The sequence below is a fragment of the Microbacterium sp. SLBN-146 genome (assembly GCF_006715145.1).
In the GTDB taxonomy this organism is placed as follows: Bacteria; Actinomycetota; Actinomycetes; order Actinomycetales; family Microbacteriaceae; genus Microbacterium.
Genome location: NZ_VFMR01000001.1, coordinates 2,720,382 through 2,734,959, shown reverse-complemented (window position 1 = coordinate 2,734,959; position 14,578 = coordinate 2,720,382). Strand labels below are relative to the sequence as shown.

Sequence of the window (14,578 nt, the reverse complement as noted above, 5' to 3'; positions counted from 1 at the left end):
ACCAACGATCGGTGATCGGCGGCCCCCCGCTGCTGGTGCGGACGCGATCTGTGGATGCTCGGACTCACGCCCCCCGCTGGGGAGGAACGGATGAAGCCGTCAGCTGATGCTCGTCACGGCGATGTCGGAGGTCGTATCTATCTTCGAATAGAGGAGGAACCATGTCCGCGATCACGATCGAGTCGCCAGCCGAGATGCCGCGCCCCGCTGACCAGAGCCGCTTGCGACTCACGCCCGCGGGCCCGTCGCTGTGGCGTGTGAGCAACGAGCAGGGCCGCATCATCGGCCACCTCGGAACACGGGTCGATGAGCAGGGCGTCAGATACGTTGCCCGGCGATTCCACGTCTCGACCGCCGGTTTTCGCGACCTCGGCGAGTTCTGGTCGCCCGACGACGCCCTGCAATGTCTCCGGTACGGGGCGTGACGGATGCTGTCACACGACGGCGTCGAACTCGTCGATGAGGCTCACGGGCGCACCGTCGCGAACAGTCCGCCACGACTCGGCGAGCAGACCGATCGCCCTGGTGAGGTCTTCTGCCGGCGCGGTGAACGGAATACGCAGATGACGGTCGTGCCCACCGTCCACCGAGAAGCGCGGACCGGCGGAGAGGAGAAGACCCCGGCTTCGCACATCCATGACGAGTGCCGAACTCAGCGGAGCATCGAGCTCGACCCAGAGCGAGACGCCTCCGTGCGGGGTTGCGACCCGCCACTGCGGGAGGTGATCCGACAGCGCGGAGATAGCGGCCTCCCGCCCTTCGCGCAACAGCTGAGACCGCTGTTCGAGCACCCGATCGAAGCGAGAGAGGAGCGCCGTCACGACAGCCTGCTCGAACTCGGGAGTTCCGAGGTCCTGCGCGGGTCGAGCGGCTACGAGTCGCCTGATCAGATCTGCGTCGGCACGGATCCATCCGACACGCAGGCCTCCCCACACGGTCTTTCCGAACGAGCCGATGCGCACGACACTCGTCGCCTCGTGTCCGTCGAACCCCGGCGGCACAGGTCCGCGATCGATGTCGAGATCGGCCGTCGTTTCATCGAGCACGATGATGGTTCCCGCGCGATCCGCCGCGAGCGCCAGCTCGGCGCGCTCTTCCGACGACATGCTTCGCCCCGTGGGGTTCTGAAAGTCGGGCATCAGATAGGCGAGAACGGGAAGAGTGCGTGCGAACACTTGACGTGCGCGTTCGAGATCCCATCCGTCGTCCACGGTGACGGGAAGTCCGACGAGTCGAGCACCGGCTCTGCGCAGCGCGTCAGCGGCATGCGGATACGTCGGCGTCTCGATCACGACGCGATCTCCGCGGCTGACGAGGAGGCCGGACAGAAGATGAATCGCGCTCTGCGCACCGGTCGTGACGAGGATCTCGTCCTCCGTCGTCGCGAGTCCCCGCGCGGAGTAGCGCTGCGCGATGGCTGCACGCAACTCGCGGCGCCCGAGGACGTCGTAGCCCGATCGGGCGATGAGACCCGCTGCCGAGGCTGCGGCCTCCGTCATCACCCCCGCGAGGCCCGGCCACGCGGCGGGACTCGCCTGCTGCAGATCGATGTAGCCCTCCGTGGCCAAGACGCGTCCCGGATCGCGTCTCCCCAACGGCAGGGTCGTGCTCCCCGAACCCCGCGCACTGGTGATGTGGCCCGACGCCCGCAGACTCCGGTACGCCGCCGCAACCGTGCTGCGGCTCATGTGCAGTGCCGATGCCAGCTCGCGCTCCGCGGGAAGCGTCGTGCGCGGCGCAAGCCGGTTGTCCAGGCACAGCAACCTGATGCCGTCAGCCAACGCCTCGTATGCCGGTTCACGCGTGCGCCATCCGCCGAGGGCGATGCTGAGGGCGCGCGCCGAGATTCGTGAGTCCACCGGTCCAGGCTAGCCTGATTGGCCTGCACCGAACAGTCCAATGATGAGGTTGGATTGACGCATGTCCCGCCGCATCCTGCAATTGTTCGTCGGTCTCGCCCTCTACGGGTTCGGCTGTGCGCTCACGATCGAAGCCGGTCTCGGCGTCGACCCGTGGACGGTTCTCGCCGAGGGCCTCTCGATCAAGACCGGCATCGGTATCGGGTGGATCACGAACATCCTCGGCTTCCTCGTCCTCCTCCTGTGGATCCCGTTGCGCCAGCGTCCGGGGTGGGGAACGATCGCCAACATCATGCTCGTCGGCACCAGCATGCAGTTCACACTGTGGGTCATCCCGCCCGTGCAGGGATTCCTGGTCCAGTTTCTGGTGCTTCTCGCAGGGATCGTTGCCGTCGCGGTCGCATCCGGCCTGTATATCGGCGCGCACTTCGGCCCGGGACCCCGCGACGGACTCATGACAGGGCTCCACAGGCGACTCGGTTGGCCCATCTGGGTCTGCCGCGCGTCCGTCGAACTGACGGTCCTCGCGGCCGGATGGATGCTCGGCGGAACCGTGGGCATCGGCACAGTGCTGTTCGCACTGCTCATCGGCCCACTCGTCCACCTCGCTCTCCCACTCCTCGACTCGACGCGCCGCCGACGCGCGCCATCGGGACCCGCGCTCTCCGAACCGATGCGGGTGGAGTGAAGGGGTCTCGCGCGGGCCTCAGCGCCGCAGAGCCCGCAGTGCTCGCGGAACCCTCAGTGCTCGCGGAACCCTCAATGCTCGCGGAACGAGGGCCAGTCGCTCCCCGGGCGCATGTGCGCGTGGAGTGCGCGCTTGGCGATCTCCATCGAGGGATAGGTCCCAGCCACGGAGCTGGCGCCTGCCATCGTCACGACATAGCCGTCGTCGTCCTTGCGGATGCTTCCCGCCACGCCCCCGGGGCCGTATGCCACCCACAGGGGGTGCTTGGTGTCGGTTGTGCTCATCGTCGAACTCCCTCCGATGCCACCGACGCTACGCCGTCACTGCACGTCGCGCCAGATCCCGTCCCGGACCGGCGCGAGATTCCCTGCGCGATCGTCGGCCCGGTAGCCTTGACGGGCAACCCCCAGTAGCTCAGTGGATAGAGCAGCGGCCTTCTAATCCGCCGGTCGCACGTTCGAATCGTGCCTGGGGGACGGATCTCGGCGTCGGAACCCGTCGTTAGGATGGGCGCATGGTGGGTGCTTCAGAGAACGACCGGCTGGTCTGGATCGACTGCGAGATGACGGGTCTCGACCTCGACGTCGACGAACTCGTCGAGATCGCCGTCGTGATCACCGACTTCGAGTTGCGTCCTGTCGATCCCGGGTTCCAGATCGTCATAAAACCGGACGCGTCCGCCCTCGAGCACATGAATGACTTCGTGACAGCGATGCACGAGAAGTCGGGCCTCCTCGACGAGATCCCCCAGGGAGTGTCGCTCGCAGACGCCGAGTTCCAGGCTCTGGAGTACATCCAGCGCTTCGTCCCCATCGAGGGCAAGGCTCCTCTCGCTGGCAACACCATCGGCACCGATCGCATGTTCCTCGCGAAGTACATGCCGCGCATCGACCGCTGGTTGCACTATCGCAACGTCGACGTCTCGAGCGTGAAAGAGCTCGCACGCCGTTGGTATCCGCGGGCCTATATTCACGCCCCGGCAAAGGACGGCGGCCATCGCGCCCTCGCCGACATCCTCGAATCCATCCGAGAACTCGCGTACTACCGACAGGCTGTGTTCGTGCCCGAACCCGGTCCGACGAGCGACGGTGCACGCGCCGCGGCGGCGGCGGCGGTGTCGGCGTTCGCACCCGAGGTGTGAGAGAATCTTCTGGTTGCCCGCGTTGGCGGGAGGCATGGTGGGTATAGCTCAGTCGGTAGAGCACCTGGTTGTGGTCCAGGGGGTCGCGGGTTCAAGTCCCGTTACTCACCCCATGGTCGCGGAGCTGTGAGGCATCGCATGGAGATGGGCGCAGAGGCGTTCGAGCGGCTCGTCGTCGACGAGCTGGACGCACTTCCCGACGATATGGTCGACGGGCTCGACAATGTCATCTTTGTGGTCGAAGACCGCTCCGAAGACGGCAGTCTCGATCTGCTCGGTCTCTACGACGGATGGGCACTCACGGAGCGAGACCGCTACGGCGGAGGCGAACTGCCCGACCGGATCATCGTGTACCGCGAAGCGCATCTGGCTGTCTGCGACGACGAGGACGAGCTGCGGGACGAGATCCATACGACTCTCGTCCACGAGATCGCCCACTTCTACGGGATCGACGACGACCGACTCCACGAACTGGGATGGGCGTGATGACGACCGCGCTTCCCGAACTCGACGAGAGGGTCGATGTCTCCGAACGGGAGTCGGCCGCCGTCCCCTGGCAGACGGTGGTGTGGAACGATCCCGTCAACCTGATGTCGTATGTGACCCACGTCTTCCGGGAGTACTTCGGCTATTCACCCGCGCACGCCGAGCGGCTCATGCTCGGCGTCCACCACGACGGGCATGCCGTCGTCTCCGAAGGAGCGCGAGAACAAATGGAACTGCACGCGAGTGCCATGCACGACTATGGTCTGTGGGCGACGGTCAGAGAGGCTCCTCGATGACGGCTCCGACGGTGATCCTGGAGATGGTTCCGCTCGAAATCGTTCATTTGCGCCAGTTGGTGGCGCAGTTCGTGGAACTGCTGGATGCGCCGCAAAGCCCGGACCCTGACCGCGCGGACCCGGCCGTTCGTCGTCTCGTCCCGGACGCCTACGCGGACCCTGAGGCAGCACGAGAGTTCCGCTCCCTCACAGAGCGGGATCTCCTGGGTCGCCGGCATGATGACGCCAATGCGGTACTCGCCTCACTCGACGACTCGCCGCCGACCACGGATCTCGACGCGGCAGAGTCGTCGACAGGCACCGTCATCGTCCTCGATGCCGAAACGGCTCGGTCGTGGCTTCGCACTCTGGCAGCGATCCGCCTCGTGCTCGCGACGCGCTTGGGGATCACCGGGGAAGATGATCACGACGACGACGACCCTCGCTTCGGAATCTACGACTGGCTCGGGTTCCGTCTGGATCGCCTCGTCCGCGCGCTCGATGAGGCGTGAACCGGCACTGAGATGTCGACCTCAGGGCACCGTGACAACGATCTTGGCGAGTTCGCCTGGTGAATCGTTCGCGAGGTGCCGCTCCTCCTGGCGCGCCCATCGCTCCCAATGCGGTCGATAGGTGTCGCCGTCGCGCGCGAGAGCGCGCTGCTTGCGTGAGGCCTCCGGCGACTCGACCCATACCGTGATGTCGGCGAGCCGCGCCGTCGTCACATTCAGGCTTCCCGAACCTTCCACGATGAGCGGAAGTGCGGGATCGATCGCGTGCGCCTCGGCCACCGCTCCCTCATCCCAGTCCCAGCGGCGCCACACGCCGATGATCCCGCGCGCATGGGGACGAAGGACATTCTCGGTGGCGACGGTGACGCCCAGCTCCAGGCCGTCCCAACCGGGATAGAGCGAGTCGAGTGCGACAAGCTGAACCCGCCCCGCCATCGGCCAATGCTGCACGAGACGACGCGCAAGACTCGACTTGCCGGCACCGCTGCGCCCGTCGATCAGCACGACCGGATTGGACGCACCGATCTCGGCGAGAGCGGCGACGACTCGCGCGACACCGGCTTCGACGGCAGCAGTGACGGGATCGCTACTTCTTGAGAGCGCGGATGACACGACTGAGAGCGCGTCCGGCGATCCAGACGAAGGGAATCGCCACAGCGAGGAGCGAGACGATGTTCGGCTCAAAACGAAGATCGCCGCCTTTGCGGATGTACGCGCCCACAGGGATCGCGTATGCCCCGCCGCCGCCTCCACCGTTGCCGGAGTCATCGGAGCCCCCGCCGAATCCGGACCAGGTGATCGCCACGGGGATCAACCTCACCCCGTCGACATCCTGCTGCTCGCCGTAGGCGCTGTGAACGCCGAGTGATGCTGACTGCTTGCCGAGCTCAAGTGCGATGTTGGACATACTGCAACGCTACCCGTCGAAGTCCACGCTGCCCAGACCGGGCACCTTCACCCGTCGCGCGGAGAGCGGGGGTGGGACGGCAACGTCCCTCCGCCCCGAGCGCGGCCGAGGAGCGTCGCGCGCGTCACGACGCCCTTGCCGAACCGCACGGCCGCGCCGTCCAGGGCTCCTTCCAGGCGGCGCCAATCCTCGTCGTCATCCCACAGTGTCGGCGCACCAGCACCCGCCTGCCCGAGCCGCTCTGCGCGGACACCGATGAGCCGGACGGCCATGGGCCTCTCGACGGCAGCGAAAAGCTCCTGAGCGGCATCGCCGATCCGCTGACCGACGGCCGTCGGCTCGGCGAGCGTCTGAGACCGGCTGATCGTCGTGAAGTCGGCGAAGCGCACTTTGATCGCGATCCTTGCTGCTTCGAATCCGCCGGCCCGCAGCCGCGCGCCCACACGATCAGCGAGCCGACGCAGTTCCGAACGGAGGATCGCGTCGTCGGCGATGTCGTCGTGGAAAGTCTCCTCGTGCCCGATGCTCTTCTCGACATGCTCCGTCTGAACATCGCGAGCGTCGATCCCGCGTGCGAGGCTGCGGATGCGGTCGCCCATCGCAGCCCCGACCGCTCGATCGAGCACATCGGCGGGGGTCTCGATGACGTCGCCGATGAGCCGGATGCCACGCGACTCGAGCGCCTCGGCAGCCTTCGGTCCAATTCCCCACAGGGCTCGCACAGACCGTGGCGCGAGGAAGGCCGCCGTATCTGCGGCACGCACGATGAGCAAGCCGTCGGGTTTGGAGATCGTGGAGGCCATCTTCGCGACATGTTTCGTCGCCGCGACGCCGACCGAGCACGTGATTCCCGCCTCGTCGTGCACGCGTCGACGTATCAGCCGGGCGATCTCGCCCGGCGATCCCCACAAGCGACGCGCGCCGCCGACGTCGAGGAAGGCCTCATCGATCGACAATGGCTCGACGAGCGGCGTGAAGTCGCGGAAGACGGCCATGACCTGACGAGACAGTTCCAGGTAGCGATCGAAGTGCGGCTGAACCACGATCGCCTGAGGACACAGCCGCAACGCCTGCGAGACCGGCATAGCGCTGCGGACGCCGAAACGCCGCGCCTCGTAGGACGCGCTCGACACGACCGACCGCCCCTCAGGTGCCCCGACGATGATCGGCTTTCCGCGCAAGGAGGGATCATCGAGGGCCTCGACGGATGCGTAGAAGGCATCCATGTCGACGTGCAGGATGCCTGTCCCTTCGTCGTCTGCACCCGGGGGCGAGACGATCCGGCCAGTACCGTCTCCTCGTCCCATGCGCCCGATCCTCTCAGGAACCCCCGACACTCGCGCTCAGGGCGAACTTCCTACTGGGAAGCGCGCTCCAGGACGAGCTCGCGCACACGCGCGGCATCCGCCTGGCCCTTCATGGCCTTCATGACGGCGCCGATCACGGCGCCCGCGGCTTGCACCTTGCCGTCCCGGATCTTCGCCAGGACGTCGGGCTGAGCCGCGAGGGCCTCATCGATGGCCGCGACCAGGGCACCGTCGTCGGAGACGACCGCGAGGCCCCGTGCGTCGATGATCTCTTGCGGCGTCCCCTCTCCCGCGATCATGCCCTCCAGGACCTGCCGCGCGAGCTTGTCGGTGAGGGTCCCCTCGTCGACGAGGCGCTGAAGGGCCGCGACCGCGGCGGGCTCGACGAGCTCCGCGGGCTCCTTGCCCTGCGAGTTGGCGACACGCGTGAGCTCACCCGTCCACCACTTGCGCGACGCCGAGGGCGTGGCACCGGCCGCGACCGTCGCCTCCACTTCGGCGAGGAGCCCGCCATTGACGACATCCTGGAACTCGAGGTCGGTGAAGCCCCAATCCGACTTCAGACGGCGTCGGCGCGCTGCCGGAGGTTCGGGAAGAGCTGCACGCAGCTCCTCGATCAACTCGACCGACGGCGCGACGGGGAGGAGATCCGGCTCGGGGAAGTAGCGGTAGTCGTCGGCATCCGACTTCGGCCGCCCCGGTGAGGTCGTGCCGGTGTCCTCGTGCCAGTGTCGGGTCTCCTGAGTGATCGTGCCACCGGCCCGCAGGATCGCGGCCTGACGGCGGATCTCATAGCGAACCGCCCGCTCGACCGACCGCATCGAGTTGACGTTCTTCGTCTCGGTCCGCGTTCCGAGCTTCTCTTCGCCGCGGGGGCGCAGCGACACGTTCGCGTCGCAGCGGAGATTCCCGCGCTCCATCCGGGCATCCGAGATGCCCAGCGCGATCACGATGTCGCGGATCGTCGCGACATACGCCTTGGCGATCTCGGGAGCGCGGTGCTCGCCGCCGAAGATCGGCTTGGTCACGATCTCGACGAGGGGTACACCCGCGCGGTTGTAATCGACGAGCGAGTACTCGGCACCCTGGATGCGCCCCGTGGCGCCACCCACGTGAGTCAGCTTTCCGGCGTCCTCTTCCATGTGCGCGCGCTCGATGGGAACCGTGACGATCGTGCCGTCCGCCAGCTCGACGTCGATCTGTCCTTCGAAGGCGATCGGCTCGTCGTACTGCGAGATCTGGTAGTTCTTCCCCAGATCGGGATAGAAGTAGTTCTTGCGTGCGAAACGGCTCGACGGAGCGATCGAGCAGCCGAGGGCGAGCCCGAGGCTGATCGAGTACTTCACGGCCGTTTCGTTGACCACGGGGAGAGCGCCGGGAAGGCCCATGTCGACAGGGGCCACGAGGGTGTTGGGCGCAGCACCGTGGTTCACCGAGTTCGCCGGGTTCGCCGCCGAAGAGAACATCTTCGTCTGAGTGTTGAGCTCGACGTGCACTTCGAAACCCATGACCGGCTCGAACAGTTCGAGGGCCTCGTCGAAGTCCATCAACATATCCTTCGCCATCAGGCGACCCCTCCCAGAAGCGGTGCACGGTCGAGGAGCGGTGCTCCCCACGCGTCGATCAGCAGCGTCTCGAGTGCGGCACCGACGCGATAGAGGCGCGCGTCCTCACGCGCCGGGGCGAGGAACTGGATGCCGACAGGCAGGCCGTCTTCGGCCGCAAGACCCGACGGGACGGAGATGCCGGGCACGCCCGCGAGGTTGGCGGGAATCGTCGTGACGTCGTTGAGATACATCTGCAATGGATCGTCGATCTTCTCGCCGAGACGGAAGGCTGTCGTCGGCGCCGAAGGGGTCGCGATGACATCCACCTGGGCGAATGCCGCGTCGAAGTCGCGCTGAATGAGCGTGCGCACCTTCTGCGCCGAGCCGTAGTACGCGTCGTAGTAACCCGCCGAGAGGGCGTACGTGCCGAGGATGATGCGCCTCTTGACCTCGTCGCCGAATCCTTCCTCGCGCGTGGCCGCCATGACCTCCTCGACGGTCGCGGACGCGTGGGGAGTCACCCGCAGCCCGAAGCGGACGGAGTCGAACTTGGCGAGATTGCTCGAGGCCTCGGCGGGCAGGATCAGGTAGTAGGCGGCCACGCCGTACTCGAAGCTCGGCGCGCTCACCTCGATGATCTCCGCCCCTTGCGCTTCCATCGCCGCAAGCGACTGCCGGAAGGATTCCGCGACGCCGCTCTGGAAGGCGCCGTCAGACAGCTCCCGGACCACGCCGATCTTGAGACCCTTCAGGATGTCACCGGTCGCCCCCTCGCGAGCGGCCGCGGCAAACGAGGGCCAACGCTCGTCGAGCGACGTCGAATCGTGCGGGTCGTGGCCGGCGATGACGTCGTGGAGCAGGCCCGCGTCGAGGACGGTGCGCGTGACGGGACCGACTTGATCGAGCGACGACGCGAGGGCGATCGCGCCATAGCGGCTGACACCCCCGTAGGTCGGCTTGACGCCGACGGTACCGGTCAGGTGAGCCGGCTGACGGATGGACCCTCCGGTGTCGGAGCCGAGGGCGAGCGGTGCCTCGAACGCAGCCACGGCAGCGGCAGAGCCGCCGCCTGAGCCGCCCGGAACACGCTCGAGATCCCACGGGTTGTGCGTGGGACCGTACGCGGAGTGCTCCGTCGACGACCCCATCGCGAACTCGTCCATGTTGGTCTTGCCGAGCGGGACGAGCCCAGCGGCACGGGCTCGCGCGACGACGGTCGCGTCGTAGGGAGACATGTAGCCCTCGAGGATGCGAGACCCGCTCGTGGACGGCATGTCGGTCGTGACGAGGACGTCTTTGATGGCGAGTGGCACGCCGGCGACGAGGCCGAGCTCTTCGCCCGATGCCCGCCGACGATCGATGTCGGCCGCGACGTCGAGAGCGTGATCGCTCACGTGCAGGAAAGCATGCACGTCGCCGTCAACGGCAGCGATGCGATCGAGGTGTGCGCGGGTGACCTCGACGCTGGAGACCTCGCCCACGCTGAGCTTCAAGGCGAGGTCTGAGGCGGTGAGTCTCGTGAGATCCGTCACTGTTCCTCCCCCAGAATCGCGGTGACACGGAATCGGCCGTCCGCGGCATCCGGCGCGTTCTGCAGCACCTGCTCGAGGCTCAGCAGATCGCCCGGCTCGTCTTGGCGGAAGACGTTCTCGAGGGGGATCGGGTGGCTCGTCGCCGCGACATCCGGGGTGGCCACTTCCGATACCTTCGCGATGTTGTCCACGATGACGTCGAGTTGGCCCGTCAGACGCTCGACCTCCGCTTCGCTGAGCTGGATGCGGGAGAGCGTACCGAGGTGGCGCACAAGATCTGGGGTGATTTCCGACACACTCCCATCCTACGAGCGCCGACTCCGCGCGGCGGACCGTCACTAGGCTGTCCCCCGTGACGACCTACGACCCGCCGCGCCCTTGGATCGCCAGCTATGCCGCAGGGGTCCCCGCAGATCTCGCTCCGGTGGAGGGTTCGCTCGTCGATATCGTCGCGGCGTCGGCGCGAGACTATCCGGATGCCGTGGCCTTGCAGTTCTTCGGACGTGAGACGACCTACCGCCAGCTCGACGAGCAGATCCAGCGGGCCGCCGCGGGTCTCGCGTCGCACGGCGTGCGCGCCGGGGACCCCGTCGCGATCGTTCTGCCCAACTGCCCGCAGCACATCGTCGCGTTCTATGCGATCCTGCGCCTGGGGGCCGTCGTCGTCGAGCACAATCCGCTCTACACGGCTCGCGAGCTGCGCAAGCAGTTCGAGGACCACGGCGCCCGGCATGCCGTCGTCTGGTCGAAAGTCGTCAAGACGGTGCAGGAGTTCCCCGCGGACCTCGCGCTCACATCGCTCATCTCGGTCGATGTCACGAAGGCCATGCCGATCTCGACCCGGCTCGCGCTGAGGTTGCCCATCCCGAAAGCACGCGAGGCCCGCCGCGCGCTGCACGACCGCGTGTCCGGCGCCGTTCCCTGGGAGCAGATCGTCGAAAGCGATCCACTTCGTGCCACGCACCCCGCGCCGGCAACGGACGACCTCGCGCTCATCCAGTACACGAGCGGAACGACGGGGATCCCCAAGGGCGCCTCGCTGACGCACCGCAACCTCCTGTCGAACGCCGCTCAGGCTCGGGCATGGGTGCCCTCGATCGTGCGTGGGCCCGGATGTGTCGTCTATGGGGTGCTTCCGATGTTCCACGCATACGGGTTGACGCTCTGTCTCACGTTCGCGATGTCGATGGGAGCACGTCTCGTGTTGTTTCCCCGCTTCGACCCCGAGATGGTGCTCGCGGTGACGAAGAAGCACCCGGCGACGTTCCTCCCCCTCGTTCCCCCGATCGCCGAGCGGCTGCTCGCAGCGTCCCAGGAGAAGGGCGTGTCCATCAGGGGGACGAACGTCGCGATCTCGGGCGCGATGGCTCTCCCGCACGAGCTCGTGGTCCCCTTCGAGGCGGCGACGGGCGGTTACCTCGTCGAGGGATACGGCCTCAGCGAGACATCCCCGGTCCTCATGGCCAATCCGGTCGCGACGAATCGCCGACCGGGAACCGTCGGTCTGCCGCTCCCTGGCACCGAATGCCGTGTCGTCGACCCCGACAATCCGACGAGCGATGTCGCCCCCGGCGACCCCGGCGAACTGCTCGTGCGAGGACCGCAGGTCTTCGCCGGGTACTACGGCAAGCCGGAGGAGACGGATGCCGTCTTCGTCGACGGGTGGTTCCGCACGGGCGACATCGTGCGCATCGACGAGGCGGGATTCGTCCGCATCGTCGACCGCATCAAGGAGCTCATCATCACGGGGGGCTTCAACGTCTCGCCCACCGAAGTCGAGAGCGCCCTCCGTCAGCACCCCGATGTCGAGGATGCCGCGGTCGTCGGGCTTCCGAGCGACCACTCCGGTGAAGAGGTTGTCGCGGCGATCGTTCCCGTCGCGGGCAAGGACATCGATGTAGACGCGCTCCGAGAGGATGTCCGTGGCATCCTGACGCCCTACAAGGTGCCACGACGGATCTTCGTCGTGGACGAACTGCCCAAGTCGCTCATCGGGAAGGTGCTTCGCCGGCAAGTGCGCGAACGACTGCTCGCTCTCACCTCGGGGTCCTGACCCCGCGCGCGGACGTCACCCCGCGTCGGGCGCGAGCTCGTCGAGCGCACCGGGGCCCTGCTCGACGAGGATGCGGAACTGACGCGCATCGATGATCCGCACCCCCAGGTCTTCGGCTTTGGTGAGCTTGGACCCCGCGCCTGGCCCCGCCGCGACGAAGTCCGTCTTCTTCGAAACACTCGATGCGGCTTTTCCGCCAGCGGCGATGATCGCCTCCTGCGCTCCCTCGCGCGAGTAGCCCTCGAGCGAGCCCGTCGCGACGACCGTGATTCCGTCGAGGACCCCACCCGCCGCAGCAGCGGCGCCCGGGCCACCGTGGCCGGGCGTCGACAACTGCGCTCCCGCCGCGCGCCACCGCTCGATGATCTCGCGGTGCCAGTCCACCTCGAACCAATCGATGACGGAGTCGGCGATGATCCCGCCGACTCCCTCGACGTCGGCGAGCTCGTCGCGTGATGCGGAGCGGATCGCGTCGACCGATCCGAACCACTGCGCGAGCGCCCGGGCAGCGACTGGTCCGACGTGCCGGATGTTGAGGGCTACGAGGAAGCGCCAGAGATCTTTCGTCTTTGCGCGCTCGAGCTCCTCCAGCAGGAGGATCGCCTGGCTCGAAGGCTGCGGACCCGTCATGCCCGCCTTCTTCTCTGCAGCGCTGGGGTTTCGACGGAACGGCGCTCGTCGGACGATCTGGCCGGTCTTCTCATCGACGCGCGGTTCGCCGGTCTCGGCGTCGCGAACCATCGCTTCGATCGGCACCAACTGGTCGAGAGTCAGGTCGAACAGGGCGGCTTCGGTTTCCAGCGGCGGTGCCGAGGGCGACACGGGCTGCGTCAATGCGGCCGCCGTCACCTCGCCCAGGGCTTCGATGTCGAGTGCGCCGCGTGAACCGATGTGCTCGACGCGGCCGCGGACTTGAGCGGGACACGCCCGCGTGTTGGGGCAACGAAGATCGATGTCGCCCTCCTTCGCCGGCGCGAGGGCCCATCCGCATTCGGGACACGTCGTCGGCATGACGAACTCGCGTTCCGTCCCGTCGCGGAGTTCGACCACGGGTCCGAGAACCTCGGGAATCACATCCCCGGCCTTGCGGAGGACGACGGTGTCACCGATGAGCACTCCCTTGGCCCGCACGACGTCCTGGTTGTGCAGGGTTGCCTGTCGGACGACAGATCCCGCAACGCGAACGGGCGCCATGACGGCGAACGGCGTCGCGCGTCCGGTCCGTCCGACCGAGACGACGATGTCGAGCAGTTTCGTGTTGACCTGCTCCGGCGGGTACTTGTAGGCGATGGCCCAACGAGGTGCGCGGCTCGTCGCCCCGAGCTCGTCGTGGAGCGCCAGCTCGTCGACCTTGACGACGACACCGTCGATCTCGTGCTCGACATCGTGTCTGTGCGCGCCGTAATGCTCGACGAAACCCGTGACGCCGTCGATCGAGTCGGACGTCTGGAAATAGGGACTCGCCGGCAGACCCCAGTCCGCCAGTAGTCGGTAGACCTCGCTCTGAGACTCCACCGGCGGACGCTGCCATGCACCGATTCCGTGGACGAACAGTCGCAGGGAATCGAGGCGTGCCTGGCCGGCTTCGCGCTCGAGCCCTTCCTTCTTGTCGAGCTGCTGGCGCAGCCCGCCGCTTGCGGCATTGCGAGGATTGGCGAAGGACGGGAACCGACGTTCGGCGCTGATGCGCGCCTTCTCTTCGTCGAAGCGGCGCGAGCGCGCCCGCGTTTCCTCGATCGCGCGATCGCGCATATCAGCCTGCAGCCGGTTGAGCGCCTCGAATGCCACCACGGGGATGAAGACCTCACCCCGCACCTCGACGAGGTCGGGGTGCCCGTCGCCTGCGAGGCGGCGCGGGATGCCGGTCACGCGCACGGCGTTGAACGTGACGTCTTCTCCCACGCGCCCATCGCCACGCGTCGCGGCCGAGACGAGCACGCCCTTCTCGTAACGGAGGCTGATCGCAAGACCGTCGATCTTGAGCTCGGTGAGCCACCGGACGCGTCGCCCGGCGCTCGCCTCGGCCTTCGCGCACCATTCGCGCAGTTCTTCGACCGAGAAGACGTTGTCGAGGCTCAGCATGCGCTCCGCGTGCTCGACAGGCGCGAACTGCGTGCTCTGCGCCGCACCCACCGTGAGCGTCGGCGAATCCTGGCCCTGAAGCTCGGGATACCGACGTTCGATGGCCTCGAGCCGGTGCATCCAGCCGTCGTACGTCGCATCGTCGACGAGCTCGGCGTCGGCGCCGTAGTACGCGTCGCGCGCACCGAC

16 protein-coding genes and 2 tRNA genes are annotated in these 14,578 nt (G+C 67.2%); 9 read left to right on the top strand and 9 right to left on the bottom strand.

Translation table 11 applies throughout. The features are described 5' to 3' along the window. Positions 1-161: 161 nt before the first annotated feature. Positions 162-425 (top strand): hypothetical protein, encoded by a 264-nt coding sequence (locus FBY39_RS12170; RefSeq protein WP_141932543.1) that lies wholly within the window; start codon positions 162-164, stop codon positions 423-425. A gap of 9 nt (positions 426-434) precedes the next feature. Here FBY39_RS12170 and FBY39_RS12165 read toward each other — a convergent pair whose 3' ends face one another. Next, complete coding sequence (locus FBY39_RS12165) at positions 435-1,859, bottom strand: PLP-dependent aminotransferase family protein (RefSeq protein WP_141932542.1); 1,425 nt, start codon at positions 1,857-1,859, stop codon at positions 435-437. 61 nt (positions 1,860-1,920) lie between these two features. Between FBY39_RS12165 and FBY39_RS12160 the strand changes: the two genes are divergently transcribed. Beyond that, positions 1,921-2,547, top strand: a complete 627-nt coding sequence (locus FBY39_RS12160; protein WP_141932541.1) for a YitT family protein — start codon at positions 1,921-1,923, stop codon at positions 2,545-2,547. Between the two features lie 71 nt (positions 2,548-2,618). Here FBY39_RS12160 and FBY39_RS12155 read toward each other — a convergent pair whose 3' ends face one another. Continuing rightward, complete coding sequence (locus FBY39_RS12155) at positions 2,619-2,831, bottom strand: methyltransferase (protein ID WP_141932540.1); 213 nt, start codon at positions 2,829-2,831, stop codon at positions 2,619-2,621. Positions 2,832-2,950: 119 nt separating this feature from the next. On the opposite strand from FBY39_RS12155, the gene FBY39_RS12150 reads away from it, so the two are divergent. From FBY39_RS12150 to FBY39_RS12125, 6 genes are all read left to right on the top strand, one after another. Next, positions 2,951-3,023 (top strand) — tRNA-Arg (locus FBY39_RS12150). Positions 3,024-3,061: 38 nt separating this feature from the next. Beyond that, the gene (gene orn, locus FBY39_RS12145; RefSeq protein WP_141932539.1) at positions 3,062-3,688 is read left to right on the top strand and encodes an oligoribonuclease; all 627 of its coding nucleotides are present in this window, start codon (positions 3,062-3,064) and stop codon (positions 3,686-3,688) included. A gap of 37 nt (positions 3,689-3,725) precedes the next feature. After that, positions 3,726-3,801 (top strand) — tRNA-His (locus tag FBY39_RS12140). Positions 3,802-3,826: 25 nt separating this feature from the next. Next, on the top strand, positions 3,827-4,174 hold the full coding sequence (locus FBY39_RS12135; protein WP_141932538.1) for a metallopeptidase family protein: 348 nt from the start codon (positions 3,827-3,829) through the stop codon (positions 4,172-4,174). Continuing rightward, positions 4,165-4,470 (top strand): ATP-dependent Clp protease adapter ClpS, encoded by a 306-nt coding sequence (gene clpS, locus FBY39_RS12130; protein WP_141932537.1) that lies wholly within the window; start codon positions 4,165-4,167, stop codon positions 4,468-4,470. The genes FBY39_RS12135 and clpS overlap by 10 nt, the downstream gene beginning before the upstream one ends. Then, positions 4,467-4,961, top strand: coding sequence for a DUF2017 family protein (locus FBY39_RS12125; protein ID WP_141932536.1), 495 nt, complete (start codon positions 4,467-4,469; stop codon positions 4,959-4,961). Before clpS ends, FBY39_RS12125 begins: the two co-directional genes overlap by 4 nt. A gap of 21 nt (positions 4,962-4,982) precedes the next feature. On the opposite strand, the gene FBY39_RS12120 is transcribed toward FBY39_RS12125, so the two are convergent. The 6 genes from FBY39_RS12120 to gatC are packed head-to-tail and all read right to left on the bottom strand — an operon-like array spanning position 4,983 to position 10,550. Further along, on the bottom strand, positions 4,983-5,573 hold the full coding sequence (locus FBY39_RS12120) for a hypothetical protein (protein WP_260837883.1): 591 nt from the start codon (positions 5,571-5,573) through the stop codon (positions 4,983-4,985). Beyond that, positions 5,548-5,868, bottom strand: coding sequence for a hypothetical protein (locus FBY39_RS16740; RefSeq protein WP_260837881.1), 321 nt, complete (start codon positions 5,866-5,868; stop codon positions 5,548-5,550). Before FBY39_RS16740 ends, FBY39_RS12120 begins: the two co-directional genes overlap by 26 nt. Positions 5,869-5,915: 47 nt before the next feature. Beyond that, positions 5,916-7,175, bottom strand: a complete 1,260-nt coding sequence (dinB, locus tag FBY39_RS12115; protein WP_141932534.1) for a DNA polymerase IV — start codon at positions 7,173-7,175, stop codon at positions 5,916-5,918. A 50-nt stretch (positions 7,176-7,225) separates the two neighbouring features. Continuing rightward, positions 7,226-8,740 carry an Asp-tRNA(Asn)/Glu-tRNA(Gln) amidotransferase subunit GatB gene (gene gatB / locus FBY39_RS12110; RefSeq protein ID WP_141932533.1) on the bottom strand — a complete coding sequence of 505 codons (1,515 nt, stop codon included), beginning with the start codon at positions 8,738-8,740 and terminating at the stop codon, positions 7,226-7,228. Then, positions 8,740-10,254, bottom strand: coding sequence for an Asp-tRNA(Asn)/Glu-tRNA(Gln) amidotransferase subunit GatA (gene gatA / locus FBY39_RS12105; protein ID WP_141932532.1), 1,515 nt, complete (start codon positions 10,252-10,254; stop codon positions 8,740-8,742). The genes gatB and gatA overlap by 1 nt, the downstream gene beginning before the upstream one ends. Next, on the bottom strand, positions 10,251-10,550 hold the full coding sequence (gatC, locus tag FBY39_RS12100) for an Asp-tRNA(Asn)/Glu-tRNA(Gln) amidotransferase subunit GatC (protein ID WP_141932531.1): 300 nt from the start codon (positions 10,548-10,550) through the stop codon (positions 10,251-10,253). Before gatC ends, gatA begins: the two co-directional genes overlap by 4 nt. Before the next feature lie 56 nt (positions 10,551-10,606). On the opposite strand from gatC, the gene FBY39_RS12095 reads away from it, so the two are divergent. Then, a complete protein-coding gene (locus FBY39_RS12095) occupies positions 10,607-12,307 on the top strand; it encodes a long-chain-fatty-acid--CoA ligase (RefSeq protein ID WP_141932530.1) in 1,701 nt (566 codons plus the stop codon). Between the two features lie 15 nt (positions 12,308-12,322). Here the strand turns inward: FBY39_RS12095 and ligA are convergent, their stop codons facing one another. After that, on the bottom strand, positions 12,323-14,509 hold the full coding sequence (gene ligA, locus FBY39_RS12090; protein ID WP_396652306.1) for an NAD-dependent DNA ligase LigA: 2,187 nt from the start codon (positions 14,507-14,509) through the stop codon (positions 12,323-12,325). Between the last annotated feature and the right edge of the window lie 69 nt (positions 14,510-14,578).

Bases quoted from the DNA above. Each gene is read 5' to 3' on its own strand.
- FBY39_RS12170 (WP_141932543.1), top strand. From the start codon at position 162: ATGTCCGCGATCACGATCGAGTCGCCAGCCGAGATGCCGCGCCCCGCT.
- FBY39_RS12160 (WP_141932541.1), top strand. From the start codon at position 1,921: ATGTCCCGCCGCATCCTGCAATTGTTCGTCGGTCTCGCCCTCTACGGG.
- FBY39_RS12155 (WP_141932540.1), bottom strand. From the start codon at position 2,831: ATGAGCACAACCGACACCAAGCACCCCCTGTGGGTGGCATACGGCCCC.
- orn (WP_141932539.1), top strand. From the start codon at position 3,062: ATGGTGGGTGCTTCAGAGAACGACCGGCTGGTCTGGATCGACTGCGAG.
- FBY39_RS12135 (WP_141932538.1), top strand. From the start codon at position 3,827: ATGGAGATGGGCGCAGAGGCGTTCGAGCGGCTCGTCGTCGACGAGCTG.
- clpS (WP_141932537.1), top strand. From the start codon at position 4,165: ATGGGCGTGATGACGACCGCGCTTCCCGAACTCGACGAGAGGGTCGAT.
- FBY39_RS12125 (WP_141932536.1), top strand. From the start codon at position 4,467: ATGACGGCTCCGACGGTGATCCTGGAGATGGTTCCGCTCGAAATCGTT.
- FBY39_RS16740 (WP_260837881.1), bottom strand. From the start codon at position 5,868: ATGTCCAACATCGCACTTGAGCTCGGCAAGCAGTCAGCATCACTCGGC.
- dinB (WP_141932534.1), bottom strand. From the start codon at position 7,175: ATGGGACGAGGAGACGGTACTGGCCGGATCGTCTCGCCCCCGGGTGCA.
- gatB (WP_141932533.1), bottom strand. From the start codon at position 8,740: ATGGCGAAGGATATGTTGATGGACTTCGACGAGGCCCTCGAACTGTTC.
- ligA (WP_396652306.1), bottom strand. From the start codon at position 14,509: ATGCACCGGCTCGAGGCCATCGAACGTCGGTATCCCGAGCTTCAGGGC.